Below are 14,840 nucleotides of genomic sequence, written 5' to 3' on the forward strand. Positions count from 1 at the left end.
CTGGGGCGATGAGCGCCCTTGAACCCGGGATATCCGAGACCGCCGTCGCCGCCCCGCCGCCGCAGGGCGGCATTCTCGGGCCGGCGTACCGGACGCTCAGCGCCGGGATCATCTCCGTGGTCTTCCTGATCGCCTTCGAGGCCACCGCCGTCGGGACGGCGATGCCCGTCGCGGCGCGGGAGCTGGACGGGATCGGGCTCTACGCCTTCGGGTTCTCCGCGTACTTCACCACCAGCCTGTTCGCCATGGTGCTGTCCGGGCAGTGGGCCGACCGGCAGGGGCCGCTGCGGCCGCTGACGGTGGGGATCGGGGCCTTCGCCGCCGGGCTGGTGTGTTCCGGGACCGCGCAGCTGATGGGGGTGTTCGTCCTCGGGCGGGCGGTGCAGGGGTTCGGGGGCGGGCTGGTGATCGTCGCCCTGTACGTGGTGGTCAGCCGGGCCTACGAGGAGCGGCTGCGGCCCGCGATCATGGCGGCCTTCGCCGCGAGCTGGGTGGTGCCGTCGATCGTCGGGCCGCTGGCGGCGGGGACGGTCACCGAGCACCTGGGCTGGCGGTGGGTGTTCCTCGGGATCCCGGCGCTGGTCGTCGTACCGCTGATGGTGGCCCTGCCCGCGATCCGGCGCACCGCGTCCGGGCCGGTGGACCCGGCCTCGCCCGGCGCGTTCGACCGGCGGCGGATCCGGCTGGCGCTCGGGATCTCGCTGGGCTCCGGGCTGCTCCAGTACGCCGCCCAGGACCTGCGGTGGCTGTCGCTGCTGCCCGGCGTCGCGGGCGCGGCCCTGCTGGTGCCGGCGGTGCTGGGGCTGCTGCCGCGCGGCACGTACCGGGCGCGGCGTGGGCTGCCGTCGGTGGTGCTGCTGCGCGGGGTGGCGGCGGGGGCGTTCATCGGGGCGGAGAGCTTCGTGCCGCTGATGCTGGTCACCCAGCGCGGTCTGAGCCCGACGTGGGCGGGCTTCTCGCTGGCGCTGGGCGGGGTGACGTGGGCGCTGGGCTCGTGGGTGCAGTCGCAGGGCCGGACGGCGCCCTACCGGGAGCGGCTGATGGTGGCCGGGATGGTGATGGTGGCGGTGGCCATCGCGGCGGCCCCGGCGGTGCTGGTCGAGGCGGTGCCGGTGTGGACGCTGGCGCTGGCCTGGGCGGTGGGCTCGCTCGGGATGGGGCTGGTGATCGGCTCGACGAGCGTGCTGCTGCTGAAGCTGTCCGCGCCGGAGGAGGCGGGCGCGAACTCCGCCGCGCTGCAGATCTCGGACGCCCTGGCGAACGTGGTGCTGCTGGCGGCGGGGGGCGCCGCGTTCGCCGCGCTGGGCGGCGGGGCGGTGGGCGCGGGGCATGCCGCCGCCGCCTCGGAGAGCGCTTCGCACCCCGCGGCGTTCCTCGTCGTGTTCCTGCCGATGGCCTGCGTGGCCCTGGTGGGGGCGTGGGTGGCGACCCGGCTGGACCCGGTGCCGGAGAAGGCCGCGGCCTGAGGGGCGGGCCCGCCCCGGGAAATGGGGTGAGGCCGTCCCGCGAGGTCGTTACGCTCCGCACGTGAACACGCACGAGCTGATCCTCCCGCTGTCCGACGCCGAGCGCGCCGAGCTGGCCGACCTCGCCGATGCCACCGGCTCGACCCCCGAGGCGCTGGCCCTGGAGGCCGTACGGTCCCACCTGCGCCGGGAGCGCGAGCGGGTCGGGGCGGAGGGCGCCCGGCTGGCGGAGCGGCACGCCGGGCTGCTGAAGCGGCTCGGGCAGTGAGCGCCGCCGCCCCGGTCCGGCACCTCACGCTCGCCGAGGTCCTGGACCTCGCCCGGCTCGCCTGCCTGGCCCGGGACCAGCCCGTGGAGCTGCGCGCCCCCGGGCTGCTGGAGTCGGCGGTGCACCGGCCCCGGGCGCGCATGTTCGGGACCCCGGCCTACGAGGACCTCTACGAGCAGGCCGCCGCGCTGCTGCACGGCATCGCCGTGAACCACCCCCTCGTCGACGGGAACAAGCGCACGGCCTGGCTCGCCGCGGCGGCCTTCCTCGCCGTGAACGGGGTGGACCTCGCCGACGCCGATCAGGAGGCCGCGTACGCCCTGGTCATCGACGTCGCGGCCGGGCGGGAGGCCGATCTCGCCTTGATCGCCGGGCGGTTGAGCTCGCTGTGACGCGTGCGCGGCGGAGGGTGGGGGACGCCGGACGTCGTGTGTGACGCTCGCCGCACCCGCCGAGGTCACGGGCCTGTCCCTCCGCGAGGGGCGGGCCCGCGCCGGTAAGGTGGCCCGGTTGTCCTACGTACGACCACCACGTCGGCGGGGACGGCCACGACTGCCACGACCGCCGAGAGCAACGAACCGGAGACCGTGACTACTACCGCCTCCCACCACCTCTCACCCGCCTTCCCCGGCCGTGCCCCCTGGGGTACCGCCAGCAAGCTGCGAGCCTGGCAGCAGGGTGCGCTCGACAAGTACGTCCAGACCCAGCCGCGGGACTTCCTCGCGGTCGCCACCCCCGGCGCAGGCAAGACCACCTTCGCGCTCACCCTCGCCTCCTGGCTGCTGCACCACCACGTGGTCCAGCAGGTGACCGTGGTCGCGCCGACCGAGCACCTGAAGAAGCAGTGGGCGGAAGCCGCCGCCCGGATAGGCATCCGGCTCGATCCCGAGTATTCGGCCGGGCCGCTCAGCAAGGACTACCACGGCGTCGCCGTCACGTACGCGGGCGTCGGCGTGCGCCCGATGCTGCACCGCAACCGCTGCGAGCAGCGCAAGACGCTGGTGATCCTCGACGAGATCCACCACGCCGGCGACTCGAAGTCCTGGGGCGAGGCCTGCCTGGAGGCCTTCGACCCGGCGACCCGGCGCCTGGCCCTGACCGGTACGCCCTTCCGGTCCGACACCAACCCGATCCCCTTCGTCACGTACGAGGAGGGGAACGACGGGATCCGGCGGTCCTCCGCCGACTACACGTACGGCTACGGCAACGCCCTCGGCGACGGCGTCGTCCGGCCCGTGATCTTCCTGTCCTACAGCGGCAACATGCGCTGGCGCACCAAGGCCGGCGACGAGATCGAGGCCCGCCTCGGCGAGCCGATGACCAAGGACGCGATCTCGCAGGCCTGGCGCACGGCCCTGGACCCGCGCGGCGACTGGATGCCGAACGTGCTGCGCGCCGCCGACCAGCGCCTGACGGAGGTCAGGAAGGGCATCCCGGACGCCGGCGGGCTCGTCATCGCCGCCGATCAGGACGCGGCGCGCGCGTACGCCAAGCTGATCCGGGAGATCACCGGGACCAAGCCGACCGTCGTGCTCTCCGACGACACCGGCGCGTCGAAGAACATCGACACGTTCAGCGCGAACGACGACCGCTGGATGGTCGCGGTCCGCATGGTGTCCGAGGGCGTCGACGTGCCGCGCCTCGCGGTGGGCGTGTACGCGACGACGATCTCGACGCCGCTGTTCTTCGCGCAGGCCGTCGGCCGCTTCGTGCGATCGCGCAGGCGCGGCGAGACGGCGTCCGTGTTCCTTCCGACGATCCCCTACCTCCTCGGCTTCGCGAACGAGATGGAGGTCGAGCGCGACCACGTCCTGGACCGGCCGAAGAAGGCGGGCGAGGACGAGGACCCGTACGCCGAGTCCGAGAAGGAGATGGAGGAGGCGAACCGGCAGGAGGACGAGGACACCGGCGAGGACGAGCAGATGTCCTTCGAGGCCCTCGAATCCGACGCGGTCTTCGACCGGGTGCTGTACGACGGCGCCGAGTTCGGCATGCAGGCGCACCCGGGCAGCGAGGAGGAGCAGGACTACCTCGGCATCCCGGGTCTGCTGGAGCCGGACCAGGTGCAGCTGCTGCTGCAGAAGCGGCAGTCCCGGCAGATCGCGCACAGCCGCCGCAAGCCGGACGCGGAGTCGGACCTGCTGGAGCTGCCGGCCGAGCGGCGGCCGGTGGTCTCGCACAAGGAGCTGCTGGAGCTGCGGAAGTCGCTGAACACGATGGTGGGCGCGTACGTCCACCAGAGCGGGAAGCCGCACGGGGTGATCCACACGGAGCTGCGCCGGGTGTGCGGCGGGCCGCCGAGCGCGGAGGCGACGGCGGGGCAGCTGAAGGAGCGGATCAAGAAGGTGCAGGAGTGGGCCACCCGGATGCGGTGAGCCGTCCCTGAGAACGGGAAACGGGGTCCGTGCGCGGGTGCGCACGGACCCCGTTCTCGTGGGGCCTACCGCTTAGGCGGTCGGGCGGCGACGACGGCCGGTGCCGGCGACCAGGGCCGCACCCATGGCGAGCGCGACACCGCCGGCGCCGAGCGCCCAGCTGGTGGCGGCGTCGGCACCGGTCTCGGCGAGCTCGCCGCCGGTGTTGGTGCTGCCGCCGGTGTTGCCGGAGCCGGTGTTGGTGTCGACGATCGGCGTGGTGGTGCCGCCGCCGTTCGGCTTGGTGTTGTTGCCACCGGTGTTGCCGCCGGTGTTGCCACCGTTGTTGTGGCCACCCGTGTTGCCGCCGGTGTTGCCACCGCCGGTGGAGCCCTTGACGATCTTCGACTCGACGACGGCCGTGTCGGAGAAGACGTCCTCGTCCACGTTGCTGCCGCCGGCGGCGACGACGGCGATCTGGCCGGCCGGGGCGCCCGTGGTGAACTTCACGCGGACCTGGAGGCTGAGCTTCTTCGCCGGGATCTCGATGTCGTCGGTCAGCAGCGCGACGGCGGCGCCGCCCTCACCGATGACGTCGACGTCGTGCCAGGCACCCTGGTAGAAGACCTGCACCTTGACGGTGGAGGAGTCCAGCGAGCCGGCCTCGTCGGCGACGGCCAGGACGAGCACGTAGCTCTCCTGCGCCTTGCCCTTGGAGTTGTCGACCGTGTAGGTCAGGTTGGTCCAGTCGCCGCCCGCCTTGAAGGCGCTCGGGACACCGTTGATGCCGAGGACCGGACCGGTGGCGACCAGGTCCTCGTCCTCGTCCTCGACCTGCGGCGCGGGGGCCGGGGCCGGCTTCTGCGGCGCGGGCTTGGCCGGGGCCGGGGCCGGAGCCGGGGCCTCCTTGGCCGGGGTCTCGGCGGCCGGCTTCGCGTCCTTCGCCGGAGTCTCGGCGGCGGGCGCGGCGTCTTCCTTCGGCGCGGCGTCCGGCGTCGTGACGGCCGGGGTCTGGGCCTCGTCCGCCATGGCGGGCGTGGCCATGAGGACCGTCGGACCAACGACAGCGGCAGCGGCCACGACGGCCATGCGCTTCAGCTTCACTGTTGCTTCTCTCCCCTTGTATGTGTCCGAGGCATGTTGCGCCCCGCCCCCCCAACATCTTTTTGAACACGATCAGAGTAATCCCCGTGTAAACCGATTTTCGGTCCGGGGTCATTACGAATCGATACAGTCCCGTTCAGAAAACGGCTTAAACCGGCAGTAGGCGCCCGGATTCTGGACGAGGCCTTTCGCTCAGCGGACTCGCTCGCTACTGTCCCCGCATCGAACGCCCCGTGGCAGCGCCGCCGCGGGAGCGCAGCCGGTGCCTTGGCCGCCACCGGCGGCCTCTCCGTGCGTCGCCGAGGGACCGGCAGCGCTGCACCCCGCGAGAGTCACCGCCGCCCACCGATTACAGAGGGAGAGGCGTCGTGACCGCGGAAACCTCCCAGACTCTCGACCGAGGGCTCAGAGTCCTCAAGCTGCTCGCCGACACCGACCACGGTCTGACCGTCACCGAGCTCTCCAACCGCCTCGGTGTCAACCGCACCGTCGTCTACCGCCTGCTCGCCACGCTGGAGCAGCACGCCCTGGTCCGCCGTGACCTCGGCGGCCGGGCCCGCGTCGGGCTCGGCGTGCTGCGGCTGGGCCGGCAGGTCCACCCGCTCGTGCGCGAGGCGGCCCTGCCCGCCCTGCGCTCCCTCGCCGAGGACATAGGGGCCACCGCGCACCTGACCCTCGTCGACGGCACCGAGGCCCTCGCCGTGGCCGTCGTGGAGCCCACCTGGACCGACTACCACGTCGCCTACCGGGCCGGCTTCCGCCACCCGCTGGACCGCGGCGCGGCCGGCCGGGCCATCCTGGCCGCCCGTCAGGGATCGCTCATCGAGCCCGGCTACACCCTGACCCACGGCGAGCTGGAGGCGGGCGCCAGCGGCGCCGCCGCACCGCTCGTCGGCATCACCGGACTGGAGGGCAGCGTCGGCGTCGTGATGCTGGCCGACGCCGTCCCGGAGCGGGTCGGGCCCCGCGTGGTCGACGCGGCCCGGGAGGTCGCCGACGCCCTGCGCTGACCGGCGCGGACGCGGGCGGCGCGGGCCGGGCGGCCCGGGTCGGTAGATTGGCCGGGTGCTCTCACGCCTCACACGTCTGCCGCGTCCCGCCGCCCTGGCCGTCTGCGCCGCGCCCGTCCTCGGGCTGTTCGCCGTCGCGGCCCTCGCACCGCTGCCCTTCGTGGTGGCAGTGCCGGGCCCCACGGCCGACGTACTGGGCTCCGACCAGGGCAAGCCGGTGATCACCGTCACCGGCGCCCCGGTGCGGGACACCAAGGGCCAGCTCCGGATGACCACCATCCGGGCCACCGGCCCCTCCTCGACGATGAAGCTGCCCGAGCTGATCCGCCACTGGTTCAAGACCGACCAGGCCGTCATGCCCCGGGAGTCGGTGTATCCCTCGGGCGGAAGCGACAAGCAGATCGAGGAGCACAACCTGGAGGAAATGGCCCAGTCGCAGTCGGCCGCCGCGGCCGCCGCCCTCGGCTACCTCAAGAAGGACCCCAAGGACATCAAGGTCCAGCTCAACCTCGCCGACGTCGGCGGCCCGAGCGCCGGACTCCTCTTCACCCTGGGCATCGTCGACAAGCTTGACGGTGACGGCAGCGGCGGCGAACTCACCGGCGGCCGCAGCATCGCCGGAACGGGCACCATCAGCGCCGACGGCACGGTCGGCGCGGTCGGCGGCGTGGGCCTGAAGACGCAGGCCGCGCGGCGCGACGGGGCGACCGTGTTCCTCGTGCCGAAGGCGGAGTGCTCGGACGCCACGTCCGACCTCCCCGAGGGCCTGCGGCTGATCCCCGTCACTTCGCTGACGGACGCGGTGAACTCGCTGCGGGCGCTGAACCGGAACGAGGACGTTCCGTCCTGCTGACGGAGGGCTTCTCGTCGAGGCCGCGCCAGGACGGGAAGACCAGCGGGGTCAGCGTCGCCAGGACGTAGACGGCGGCGAAGGCCAGCAGGGCCGTGGTCACGCCCAAGCCGTCGACCAGGAAGCCCGCCGCGAGACCGCCCATCGGCATCGCCAGCTCGCCGCCCGCCATGCTCACGCTGGAGACCCGGCTGCGCATGTCCTCCGGGACCAGCCCGGAGATGACGGTGGTCAGGATCGGGTTCAGCACGCCCGCGCCCAGGCCGGCCAGGGCCATGGTCACCGCGAGGGGCAGCGGGGTGTCGGTGACGGCGGCGACGACGTAGCGGGTGGCCCCCGAGAGCAGGAAGGCGCCCGCGAAGACGGCCCGGCGGGGGAAGCGCTCGCCCCAGGCCCCGTAGAGCAGGGCCCCGAGCAGGGCGAAGCCGCCGAAGAGCGAGACCATCAGGCCGAGGGTGGCGGCGCCGCCGAGGTCCTCGCGGCCGTGGACCGGCAGGAGCACGGAGGACCAGCCCTGGTCGAGGCCGTTGGTCACCATCACCATGAGGGTGATGCCCAGCAGGAGACGTGAGTGGGTCAGGAACCGCCAGCCCTCGGCTAGTTCGGTGCGGTACGCGGCGAACGAGGGCTTCTCGGCGGTGCGTTGGGGCTCGGCGGCGGGGACCCCGCGCAGGAACGCGGAGATCAGGAGGGCGGAGGCGGCGAAGGTGGCCGCGTCCATGAGGAGTACGGTCTCGGCCCCGACGAGCGAGATCAGTACGCCCGCCACCGCGGCCCCGATCATCCGGGCTCCGCGCGAGACGGCGTCGTAGAGGCTCGCCGCGCGGGCGACGGTGGTGCCGGCGTGTTCGGCGAGGCTGGGCAGCAGCACGTAGCGGGCGGTCAGGCCCGGGGTGTGCACGAGGCCGCTGACGGCCATCAGCGCGCACAGCATCCAGAAGTCGAGGAGCCCCGCGTAGTGGAGGAGGGGGATCGCCCCGACCGACACGGCGCAGATCACGTCGGAGGCCGCGGAGACCCGGCGGCGGCCGATCCGGTCGATGACCGGGCCGCCGACCAGAGCGGCCACGACGATCGGGAGGGTGGCGCAGAAGGCGACGACGCCGGCGCGGCCGGCGCTTCCCGTGGTCTGGAGGACGAACCACGGGACGCCGATCAGGGTCAGTGAACTGCCGGCGATGGAGATGGTGTTGGCGGCCAGGACCGCCGCGAAGGGCCGACGGCTCATGCGGCGTGCTGCCTGACGCGGGCATGGGCGTGGGCGGGGGCCGGCTGGAGCAGGCGGGTGCCGGCGGCCACCAGGGTCTCGCCCAGCCGGTTGCGCAGGGCGGGCAGGGCCGGGGAGCCGGCGGGGGCGGCCTCCCGGGCGAGGCGCCAGGCGGCGGCCTCGGCGGTGAGTTCGGCGGTGCGGTCGGCGTGTATCAGGGCGTGCGGGAAGGTGTGCACGGCAGGACTCCTTCTGGGTGAACGCGTGGGGTGGGGCCGAGGGTGGGGCCGAAGGCGGGGCTGAGGGCGCGGGCGGGAGGTCAGGCGTTGCCGCGGCGCGGGAAGGTGTGCGTGTGGAAGCGGACCGTCTCGGCGCCTTCGGCCTGCGGCAGGTCGCGGTAGCTGTTGACGAGCTCGTGGATCCTGTGGATCAGCTCGTGGCTCTGGGTGGGCGTCAGGCGCAGCGTGAAGTCGCTGAGGTCCGACGAAGTCCGCCACTCCTTGGGCCAGTTGTGGGCTTCGCCGAGCCAGGTGCCGATCTCCTGGGAGTGGATCGCCGCGATCTCGCGGAGGAACGTGCTGCCGGCGCTGCGGGTCTCCGGGTCGTCGTCGAACATCAGCGACTCGTCGAAGGCCGTCCCGTCGTGGGTGGCCTTCCACCAGCGCTCGCGGCCCTTGCCGTGCCCGGGTGCGTCCTCGACGAAGCCGTGCGCCGCGAGCTGGCGCAGGTGGTAGCTGGTCGAGCCGCTGGACTCGCCGAGCCGCTCGCCCAGTTGGGACGCGGTGGCGGGTCCGTCGCGGCGCAGGGCGGCGAGCATGCGGATGCGCAAGGGGTGGGCGAGGCCGCGCAGGGAGCGGGCGTCGAGCTCCCGGACCGGGGGCTGCTGCGGGCTTTCGGCGTTCTTCTCGGGCATGGCTCAACCGTAAGGTTGCAAAGAGTTCTATGCAAGGGTTTCTTTGCAACCTTTTCTTTGGAAGCGGGGGAGGCAGCCCGCGGGCGGCTCAGCCGTCCGCCGCCGCCTGCTCCACCAGCGGGATGATCCGCAGCGGGACCGGGTTCTCCATGACGATCGCCGTCGACGCCCGCACGATCCCCTCGAAGCCCACCACCCGGTCGATCACCCGCTGGAGGTCGGCATTCGACCGCGCCACCAGCCGGCACAGCATGTCCCCGTGCCCGGTCGTCGTGTGCAGCTCCAGTACCTCCGGGACGCCCGCCAGGTGCGCCCGTACGTCCGCCCCCTGCCCCTGCTTGATCTCCAGCGTGGCGAACGCCGTCACCGGATACCCGAGCGCCGTCGGGTCGACCTGCGGGCCGAACCCGCGGATCACCCCGTTCGACTGGAGCCGGTCCAGCCGTGCCTGCACCGTGCCGCGCGCCACGCCCAGCCGGCGGGAGGCCTCCAGTACGCCGATGCGGGGCTCGCGCGCCAGCAGGACGATGAGGCGGCCGTCGAGTTCGTCGATGCCCATGGAAACCTTCCCTCGATCGGCTGGTCATACTGCACAGATCTCTCAGTCATCCTCCGGCTCGACTGGGCATTCTGTACAGCAGAAATGGAAACTATTGCGCAGCTTGTGGAAGAGCGGGAATCTGCGCTCATGACTGAGACCCTGGACACCACCCCGCAGACCGCGCGTGAGGCAGACCCCTTCCCGGTGAAGGGGATGGACGCGGTCGTCTTCGCCGTCGGCAACGCCAAGCAGGCCGCGCACTACTACTCCACCGCCTTCGGCATGAAGCTCGTGGCCTACTCCGGACCGGAGAACGGCAGCCGCGAGACCGCCAGCTACGTCCTGACCAACGGCGGCGCGCGGTTCGTCCTGACCTCGGTCATCAAGCCGACCACCGACCACGGCCGCTTCCTCGCCGAGCACGTCGCCGAGCACGGCGACGGCGTCATCGACCTCGCCATCGAGGTCCCGGACGTCCGCGCCGCCTACGCGTACGCCGTCGAGCAGGGCGCGCGCGGCCTGGACGAGCCGTACGAGGTCAAGGACGAGAACGGCACCGTCGTGCTCGCCGCCATCGCCACCTACGGGCAGACCCGCCACACCCTGGTCGAGCGCGTCGACTACACCGGCCCCTACCTGCCCGGCTACACGGCCGTCGAGCCGATGGTCGCCCCGCCGGCCAAGCGGACCTTCCAGGCGATCGACCACTGCGTCGGCAACGTCGAGCTGGGCCGCATGAACGAGTGGGTCGCGTTCTACAACAAGGTCATGGGCTTCACGAACATGAAGGAGTTCGTGGGCGACGACATCGCCACCGAGTACTCGGCGCTGATGTCGAAGGTCGTCGCGGACGGCACCAAGAAGGTGAAGTTCCCGATCAACGAGCCGGCGATCGCGAAGAAGAAGTCGCAGATCGACGAGTACCTGGAGTTCTACAACGGCCCCGGCGTCCAGCACATCGCGCTGGCCTCGAACGACATCGTCTCCACGGTGCGCACGATGCGCGCGGCGGGCGTGGAGTTCCTGTCCGTGCCGGACGCGTACTACGACACGCTCGGCGAGTGGGTCGGCGACACCCGCGTGCCGATCGACGAGCTGCGCGAGCTGAAGATCCTCGCGGACCGGGACGAGGACGGCTACCTGCTGCAGATCTTCACCAAGCCGGTGCAGGACCGTCCGACGGTGTTCTTCGAGATCATCGAGCGGCACGGGTCGATGGGCTTCGGCAAGGGCAACTTCAAGGCGCTGTTCGAGGCGATCGAGCGGGAGCAGGAGAAGCGCGGCAACCTGTAGGCCGCGCGGTTCCGGGTTCCACGGCCCCGCCGGTACCTCCGGCGGGGCCGTTCCCTTGCGCGGGGACCAGCCCGCGCAGCGGCGGGTTACGTTCCGGCCGAGGGGGACGGCTTCGGTGCCGCGGGCCGCGGCTTCGGTGCCGCGGGCTGCGGCTTCGGCTTCGGGGCCGCAGGCCCGGCCTTCGGAGCCGAAGCCGGCTTAGGCCTCGGACTCGGGAGTTCCGGCGCCACCCACGGCGTGCGCGGCTGCATGTTCTCCGGACCGCCCGCCGGCGGCTGCCCGATCGACGCCAGGGCGTCCTTCGCCAGCGGCCCCCGCACCGGGGAGAACACCGGGTTCGTGCGCAGCGCCGCCTGCAGGCTCCGCCGCGCCGCCGCCTCGTCGCCCAGCCCGCGCTCGATCACCGCCCGGTGGTACGAGAAGTCGGCGCTCCGCAGCCCGAGGTCGGTCGCCTTCTTCGCGTACTCCAGCGCGTCCGAGTCCTCGCCGCCCTTGTGCAGCGCCCACCCCAGCGCGTCGGCCACCTGCACGCTCTTGTGCCGCGCCCACTCCGCCGACAGGCGGCGCACCGCCTGCGCCGGATCACCGTGGTCCGCCTCGTACAGGCCGAGGACGACCTCCTCGTTGACCCCGTTCGCGGCGCCCGCCGCCGCCAGTACGGCCAGCGAGCGGTACTGCACCCGCGCCTCCTCGGGCCGCTCCAGCGAGTCCAGCAGCTCGCCCAGCTCCAGCGCCAGCCTCGGCACCGGGGTGCGGCCCAGCGCCAGCCGGTAGTCCCGTACCGCCTCCCCGCCCCGCCCCAGCGCCGCCAGCGCCCTGGCCCGGCCGCCCAGCGCCTCGCCCTGCCCCGGGTCGGTGCGCAGCGCCGCCTCGTACTGGCGCAGCGCCTCCGCCGGGTCGCCGCGCTCCCACGCCAGCTCCCCGAGCCGGAACAGCACGTACGCCTTCTCCGCCGGGGACTTCGCCTCGCCGCCCGCCGCCTCCAGCGCCACCACCGCGTCCTCGCGCCAGCCCCGGTCCCGGTACACCTGGGCCGCCCTCAGGTGCGCGGCCAGGCCCGGCCGGAGCTCCATCAGCCGGTCCATGGCCCGCTGCGCGGCCTTGTAGTCGCCGAGGCCCGTGTACGCGTCCACCAGGACCGGGTACGCCGTCCAGCGCCGCGGCGCCTGCGCCCGTACCAGCTCGCCCCACTTCCGCGCCGTCGCGAAGTCCCGCCGGGCGCCGGCCAGCGCGCCCATGCCGGTCATCGCGTCGAAGTTGCCCTTCTCGGCGGGGCGGACCTCCAGCGACCGCTTGAGCGCCTTCTCCGCCTTCGGGTACCAGGCGGAATCGGCCGTCCGCCGGGCCTGTTCGAGGTACGCCGACCCGAGCACCGCCCACGAAGCGTCGTCGTCGGCGTGCGCGGCGACCCACTTCTCCCGGTCCGCCACCAGCGCCGTCAGGTCCACCGCCGCCGCCGGGGCGCCCATGCCCACCGCCGACGCGGCCCGTTCGCTCGGCCCCGGCGGGCGGGCGTCGTCACCGGTACGGGCCGGGCGGATCAGCAGGGCCCCGGCGATCAGGACCACCGCGACCGCGGCCGCCACGACCGTCTTGCGTCCGGTGAAGGTCACGGGCGGCGCGGGCTGCTGGGATTGCTCGTCGAAACCGTGCATGCGCTCACTGTGCGTCAATATGAAGAGCCCGCCGAGGTGTCCGAAGCCGGTCGCCGCCGTGTTCACACCGATGGCCCCGACTGTCACTGTGGCCACATGGATGACGATCTCATTGTGCGACTCGGCGAAGGGCTTCCGCCCGAGGCGCTGCTGACCGACCCTCAGGTGACGGCCTCCTACGCCCGCGACACCGCCGGCTTCTGCGACGCCGGTACCCCCGCCGCCGTCGTCCTGCCGCGGACGGTGGAGCAGGTGCAGCACGTCATGCGCACCGCCACCGCCCTACGGGTCCCCGTGGTCCCGCAGGGCGCCCGCACGGGCCTCTCGGGGGCCGCCAACGCCTCCGACGGCTGCATTGTGCTGTCCCTCGTCAAGATGGACCGGATCCTGGAGGTCTCCACCGTCGACCGGATCGCCGTCGTCGAGCCGGGCGTGGTCAACGCGGTCCTCTCCCGGGCCGTCGCCGAACGGGGCCTCTACTACCCGCCCGACCCCTCCAGCTGGGAGCAGTGCACCATCGGCGGCAACATCGGCACCGCGTCCGGCGGGCTGTGCTGCGTGAAGTACGGGGTCACCGCCGAGTACGTGCTCGGGCTGGACGTGGTCCTGGCCGACGGGCGGCTGCTGCGCACCGGGCGGCGCACCGCCAAGGGCGTCGCCGGGTACGACCTGACGCGGCTGTTCGTCGGCTCCGAGGGCACCCTCGGGGTGGTGGTCGGGGCCGTCCTCGCGCTGCGGCCGGCGCCGCCCCGGCAGCTGGCGCTCGCCGCCGAGTTCCCCTCGGTCGCCGCCGCCTGCGAGGCCGTCTGCGCCGTCATGGAGGCCGGCCTGACGCCCTCGCTGCTGGAGCTGATGGACCGCACGACCGTCCGCGCCGTCAATGTCCTCGGGAAGATGGGCCTGCCCGAGAGCACGGAGGCGCTGCTGCTCGCCGCCTTCGACACCCCGGACGCGCCCGCCGACCTGGAGGCCGTCGGCAGGCTGTGCGCCGCCGCCGGGGCGGCTTCCGTCGTACCCGCCGGGGACGAGGCGGAGTCGGAACTGCTGCTCCAGGCCCGCCGGATGTCCCTCACCGCCCTGGAGGCGCTCCGGCCGGCGACGATGATCGACGACGTGTGCGTACCGCGGTCGCGGCTCGCCGAGATGCTGGACGGGACGGCCGCCATCGCCGCGGCGCACGACCTCCTCATCGGCGTCTGCGCGCACGCCGGCGACGGCAACACCCACCCGGTCGTCTGCTTCGACCCCGCCGACGAGGACGAGGCGCGGCGGGCCCGGGAGTCCTTCGACGCGATCATGGCCCTGGGGCTGTCCCTGGGCGGGACGATCACCGGGGAACACGGGGTGGGGGTACTGAAGAAGGAGTGGCTGGCCCGTGAACTCGGCCCGGTCGGGCTGGAGATGCAGCGCACCGTGAAGCAGGCCTTCGATCCGCTCGGGCTGCTGAACCCCGGCAAGCTCTTCTGACGTCCGCGTGGTCCGCGTCGGCCGCGTCGTCCCGTCGTACGGGGTGCCGGTCACAGGTCGCCGTCCGCGGACTCGTCCGAGGGCCACGGGTCGCGCAGCCACAGCTCGTCGGCGGGGGTGGGGGTGAGCAGCGCGGCCAGCGCGTCGTCCAGGCCGAGCCGCTCCGCCTCCGTCCCCGGCGGGACCACGCGCAGGGTGCGCTCCAGCCAGGCCGACACCGAGCCGGCCGGGGCCTCCAGGAGGGCGTCGCCGTCGGGGGAGCTCAGTGCCATGCACAGGACGGACTGGTTGTCGATCTTCGTGGGCCAGATCCGGACGTCTCCGTGGCCGCACGGGCGGAACACCCCCTCGACGAGCAGCTCGCGGGCGAAGGTCCAGTTGACCGGGGTGCTGGAGCCGGCGTGGAAGGTGACGTGCACGGCGTAGGGGTCGGCGGTGAGGTACAGCAGCTTCGCGGGCACGGGGATGCTGCGCTCGGGGGACAGGACCAGCTTCAGTTCGAGTTCGCGCTCGATGACGGGGTGGTGCATCGCGGCCTCACTTCGGTGCGTTCGTCTGCGGACGCGGGGCGGTTCTCGCCCCGCACGAGGAGAGAGCACCCTCGTGCCCGGGTATGACGCGGGTTTCCGCACCGAATGTCAGGTTGGCTGAAATCGTTCGGCTGACCGGATTCCGTCGGGTGGGGTGGGGGTGGGGCGAGGTTCGCCCGAAC

At 73.0% G+C, this 14,840-nt stretch carries 15 protein-coding genes; 8 read left to right on the forward strand and 7 right to left on the reverse strand.

Annotated features, from left to right (window positions below; translation table 11 throughout):
* Window positions 1–8 precede the first annotated feature (8 nt).
* The 4 genes from ACQKM2_RS07770 to ACQKM2_RS07785 all read left to right on the forward strand — a co-directional run bounded on the left by ACQKM2_RS07770 (window position 9) and on the right by ACQKM2_RS07785 (window position 4,109).
* Window positions 9–1,466, forward strand: coding sequence for an MFS transporter (locus ACQKM2_RS07770; protein ID WP_427707423.1), 1,458 nt, complete (start codon window positions 9–11; stop codon window positions 1,464–1,466).
* Window positions 1,467–1,527: 61 nt separating this feature from the next.
* Window positions 1,528–1,734, forward strand: coding sequence for a hypothetical protein (locus tag ACQKM2_RS07775; RefSeq protein WP_427707425.1), 207 nt, complete (start codon window positions 1,528–1,530; stop codon window positions 1,732–1,734).
* Entirely contained in the window at window positions 1,731–2,126 is a 396-nt protein-coding gene (locus ACQKM2_RS07780) for a type II toxin-antitoxin system death-on-curing family toxin (protein ID WP_427707427.1), read from the forward strand. Before ACQKM2_RS07775 ends, ACQKM2_RS07780 begins: the two co-directional genes overlap by 4 nt.
* A gap of 195 nt (window positions 2,127–2,321) precedes the next feature.
* Window positions 2,322–4,109: a DEAD/DEAH box helicase gene (locus tag ACQKM2_RS07785; RefSeq protein ID WP_427707429.1), complete on the forward strand. Its 1,788-nt coding sequence runs from the start codon at window positions 2,322–2,324 to the stop codon at window positions 4,107–4,109.
* A gap of 72 nt (window positions 4,110–4,181) precedes the next feature.
* Here the strand turns inward: ACQKM2_RS07785 and ACQKM2_RS07790 are convergent, their stop codons facing one another.
* Window positions 4,182–5,192: a hypothetical protein gene (locus ACQKM2_RS07790; RefSeq protein ID WP_427707431.1), complete on the reverse strand. Its 1,011-nt coding sequence runs from the start codon at window positions 5,190–5,192 to the stop codon at window positions 4,182–4,184.
* Between the two features lie 368 nt (window positions 5,193–5,560).
* Between ACQKM2_RS07790 and ACQKM2_RS07795 the strand changes: the two genes are divergently transcribed.
* On the forward strand, window positions 5,561–6,202 hold the full coding sequence (locus ACQKM2_RS07795) for an IclR family transcriptional regulator (protein WP_007264382.1): 642 nt from the start codon (window positions 5,561–5,563) through the stop codon (window positions 6,200–6,202).
* A gap of 55 nt (window positions 6,203–6,257) precedes the next feature.
* Window positions 6,258–7,055, forward strand: coding sequence for a S16 family serine protease (locus ACQKM2_RS07800; RefSeq protein ID WP_427707433.1), 798 nt, complete (start codon window positions 6,258–6,260; stop codon window positions 7,053–7,055).
* Here the strand turns inward: ACQKM2_RS07800 and ACQKM2_RS07805 are convergent.
* The 4 genes from ACQKM2_RS07805 to ACQKM2_RS07820 form a co-directional block, all read right to left on the reverse strand.
* Entirely contained in the window at window positions 6,985–8,280 is a 1,296-nt protein-coding gene (locus ACQKM2_RS07805; protein ID WP_427707435.1) for an MFS transporter, read from the reverse strand. The two genes, ACQKM2_RS07800 and ACQKM2_RS07805, sit on opposite strands and share 71 nt — an antisense overlap.
* Window positions 8,277–8,498 (reverse strand): hypothetical protein, encoded by a 222-nt coding sequence (locus ACQKM2_RS07810; RefSeq protein WP_427707437.1) that lies wholly within the window; start codon window positions 8,496–8,498, stop codon window positions 8,277–8,279. The genes ACQKM2_RS07805 and ACQKM2_RS07810 overlap by 4 nt, the downstream gene beginning before the upstream one ends.
* 80 nt (window positions 8,499–8,578) lie before the next feature.
* Window positions 8,579–9,172, reverse strand: a complete 594-nt coding sequence (locus ACQKM2_RS07815; RefSeq protein ID WP_427707439.1) for an ArsR/SmtB family transcription factor — start codon at window positions 9,170–9,172, stop codon at window positions 8,579–8,581.
* Window positions 9,173–9,260: 88 nt separating this feature from the next.
* On the reverse strand, window positions 9,261–9,731 hold the full coding sequence (locus ACQKM2_RS07820) for an Lrp/AsnC family transcriptional regulator (RefSeq protein WP_405980493.1): 471 nt from the start codon (window positions 9,729–9,731) through the stop codon (window positions 9,261–9,263).
* A gap of 129 nt (window positions 9,732–9,860) precedes the next feature.
* Between ACQKM2_RS07820 and hppD the strand changes: the two genes are divergently transcribed.
* Entirely contained in the window at window positions 9,861–11,006 is a 1,146-nt protein-coding gene (hppD, locus tag ACQKM2_RS07825) for a 4-hydroxyphenylpyruvate dioxygenase (RefSeq protein ID WP_427707441.1), read from the forward strand.
* A gap of 86 nt (window positions 11,007–11,092) precedes the next feature.
* Here the strand turns inward: hppD and ACQKM2_RS07830 are convergent, their stop codons facing one another.
* Window positions 11,093–12,757, reverse strand: a complete 1,665-nt coding sequence (locus ACQKM2_RS07830) for a tetratricopeptide repeat protein (protein WP_427707443.1) — start codon at window positions 12,755–12,757, stop codon at window positions 11,093–11,095.
* Here ACQKM2_RS07830 and ACQKM2_RS07835 point away from each other — a divergent pair, their 5' ends adjacent.
* On the forward strand, window positions 12,758–14,128 hold the full coding sequence (locus ACQKM2_RS07835) for an FAD-binding oxidoreductase (protein WP_427707445.1): 1,371 nt from the start codon (window positions 12,758–12,760) through the stop codon (window positions 14,126–14,128).
* 50 nt (window positions 14,129–14,178) lie between these two features.
* On the opposite strand, the gene ACQKM2_RS07840 is transcribed toward ACQKM2_RS07835, so the two are convergent.
* Window positions 14,179–14,658 carry an SsgA family sporulation/cell division regulator gene (locus ACQKM2_RS07840; RefSeq protein ID WP_427707447.1) on the reverse strand — a complete coding sequence of 160 codons (480 nt, stop codon included), beginning with the start codon at window positions 14,656–14,658 and terminating at the stop codon, window positions 14,179–14,181.
* Window positions 14,659–14,840: the final 182 nt, after the last annotated feature.

Origin of the sequence: Streptomyces sp. NPDC004126, from assembly GCF_050275515.1 — a bacterium.
Lineage (GTDB): Bacteria > Actinomycetota > Actinomycetes > Streptomycetales > Streptomycetaceae > Streptomyces.

Bases quoted from the DNA above. Each gene is read 5' to 3' on its own strand.
- hppD (WP_427707441.1), top strand. From the start codon at position 9,861: ATGACTGAGACCCTGGACACCACCCCGCAGACCGCGCGTGAGGCAGAC.
- ACQKM2_RS07805 (WP_427707435.1), bottom strand. From the start codon at position 8,280: ATGAGCCGTCGGCCCTTCGCGGCGGTCCTGGCCGCCAACACCATCTCC.
- ACQKM2_RS07840 (WP_427707447.1), bottom strand. From the start codon at position 14,658: ATGCACCACCCCGTCATCGAGCGCGAACTCGAACTGAAGCTGGTCCTG.
- ACQKM2_RS07835 (WP_427707445.1), top strand. From the start codon at position 12,758: ATGGATGACGATCTCATTGTGCGACTCGGCGAAGGGCTTCCGCCCGAG.
- ACQKM2_RS07770 (WP_427707423.1), top strand. From the start codon at position 9: ATGAGCGCCCTTGAACCCGGGATATCCGAGACCGCCGTCGCCGCCCCG.
- ACQKM2_RS07820 (WP_405980493.1), bottom strand. From the start codon at position 9,731: ATGGGCATCGACGAACTCGACGGCCGCCTCATCGTCCTGCTGGCGCGC.
- ACQKM2_RS07815 (WP_427707439.1), bottom strand. From the start codon at position 9,172: ATGCCCGAGAAGAACGCCGAAAGCCCGCAGCAGCCCCCGGTCCGGGAG.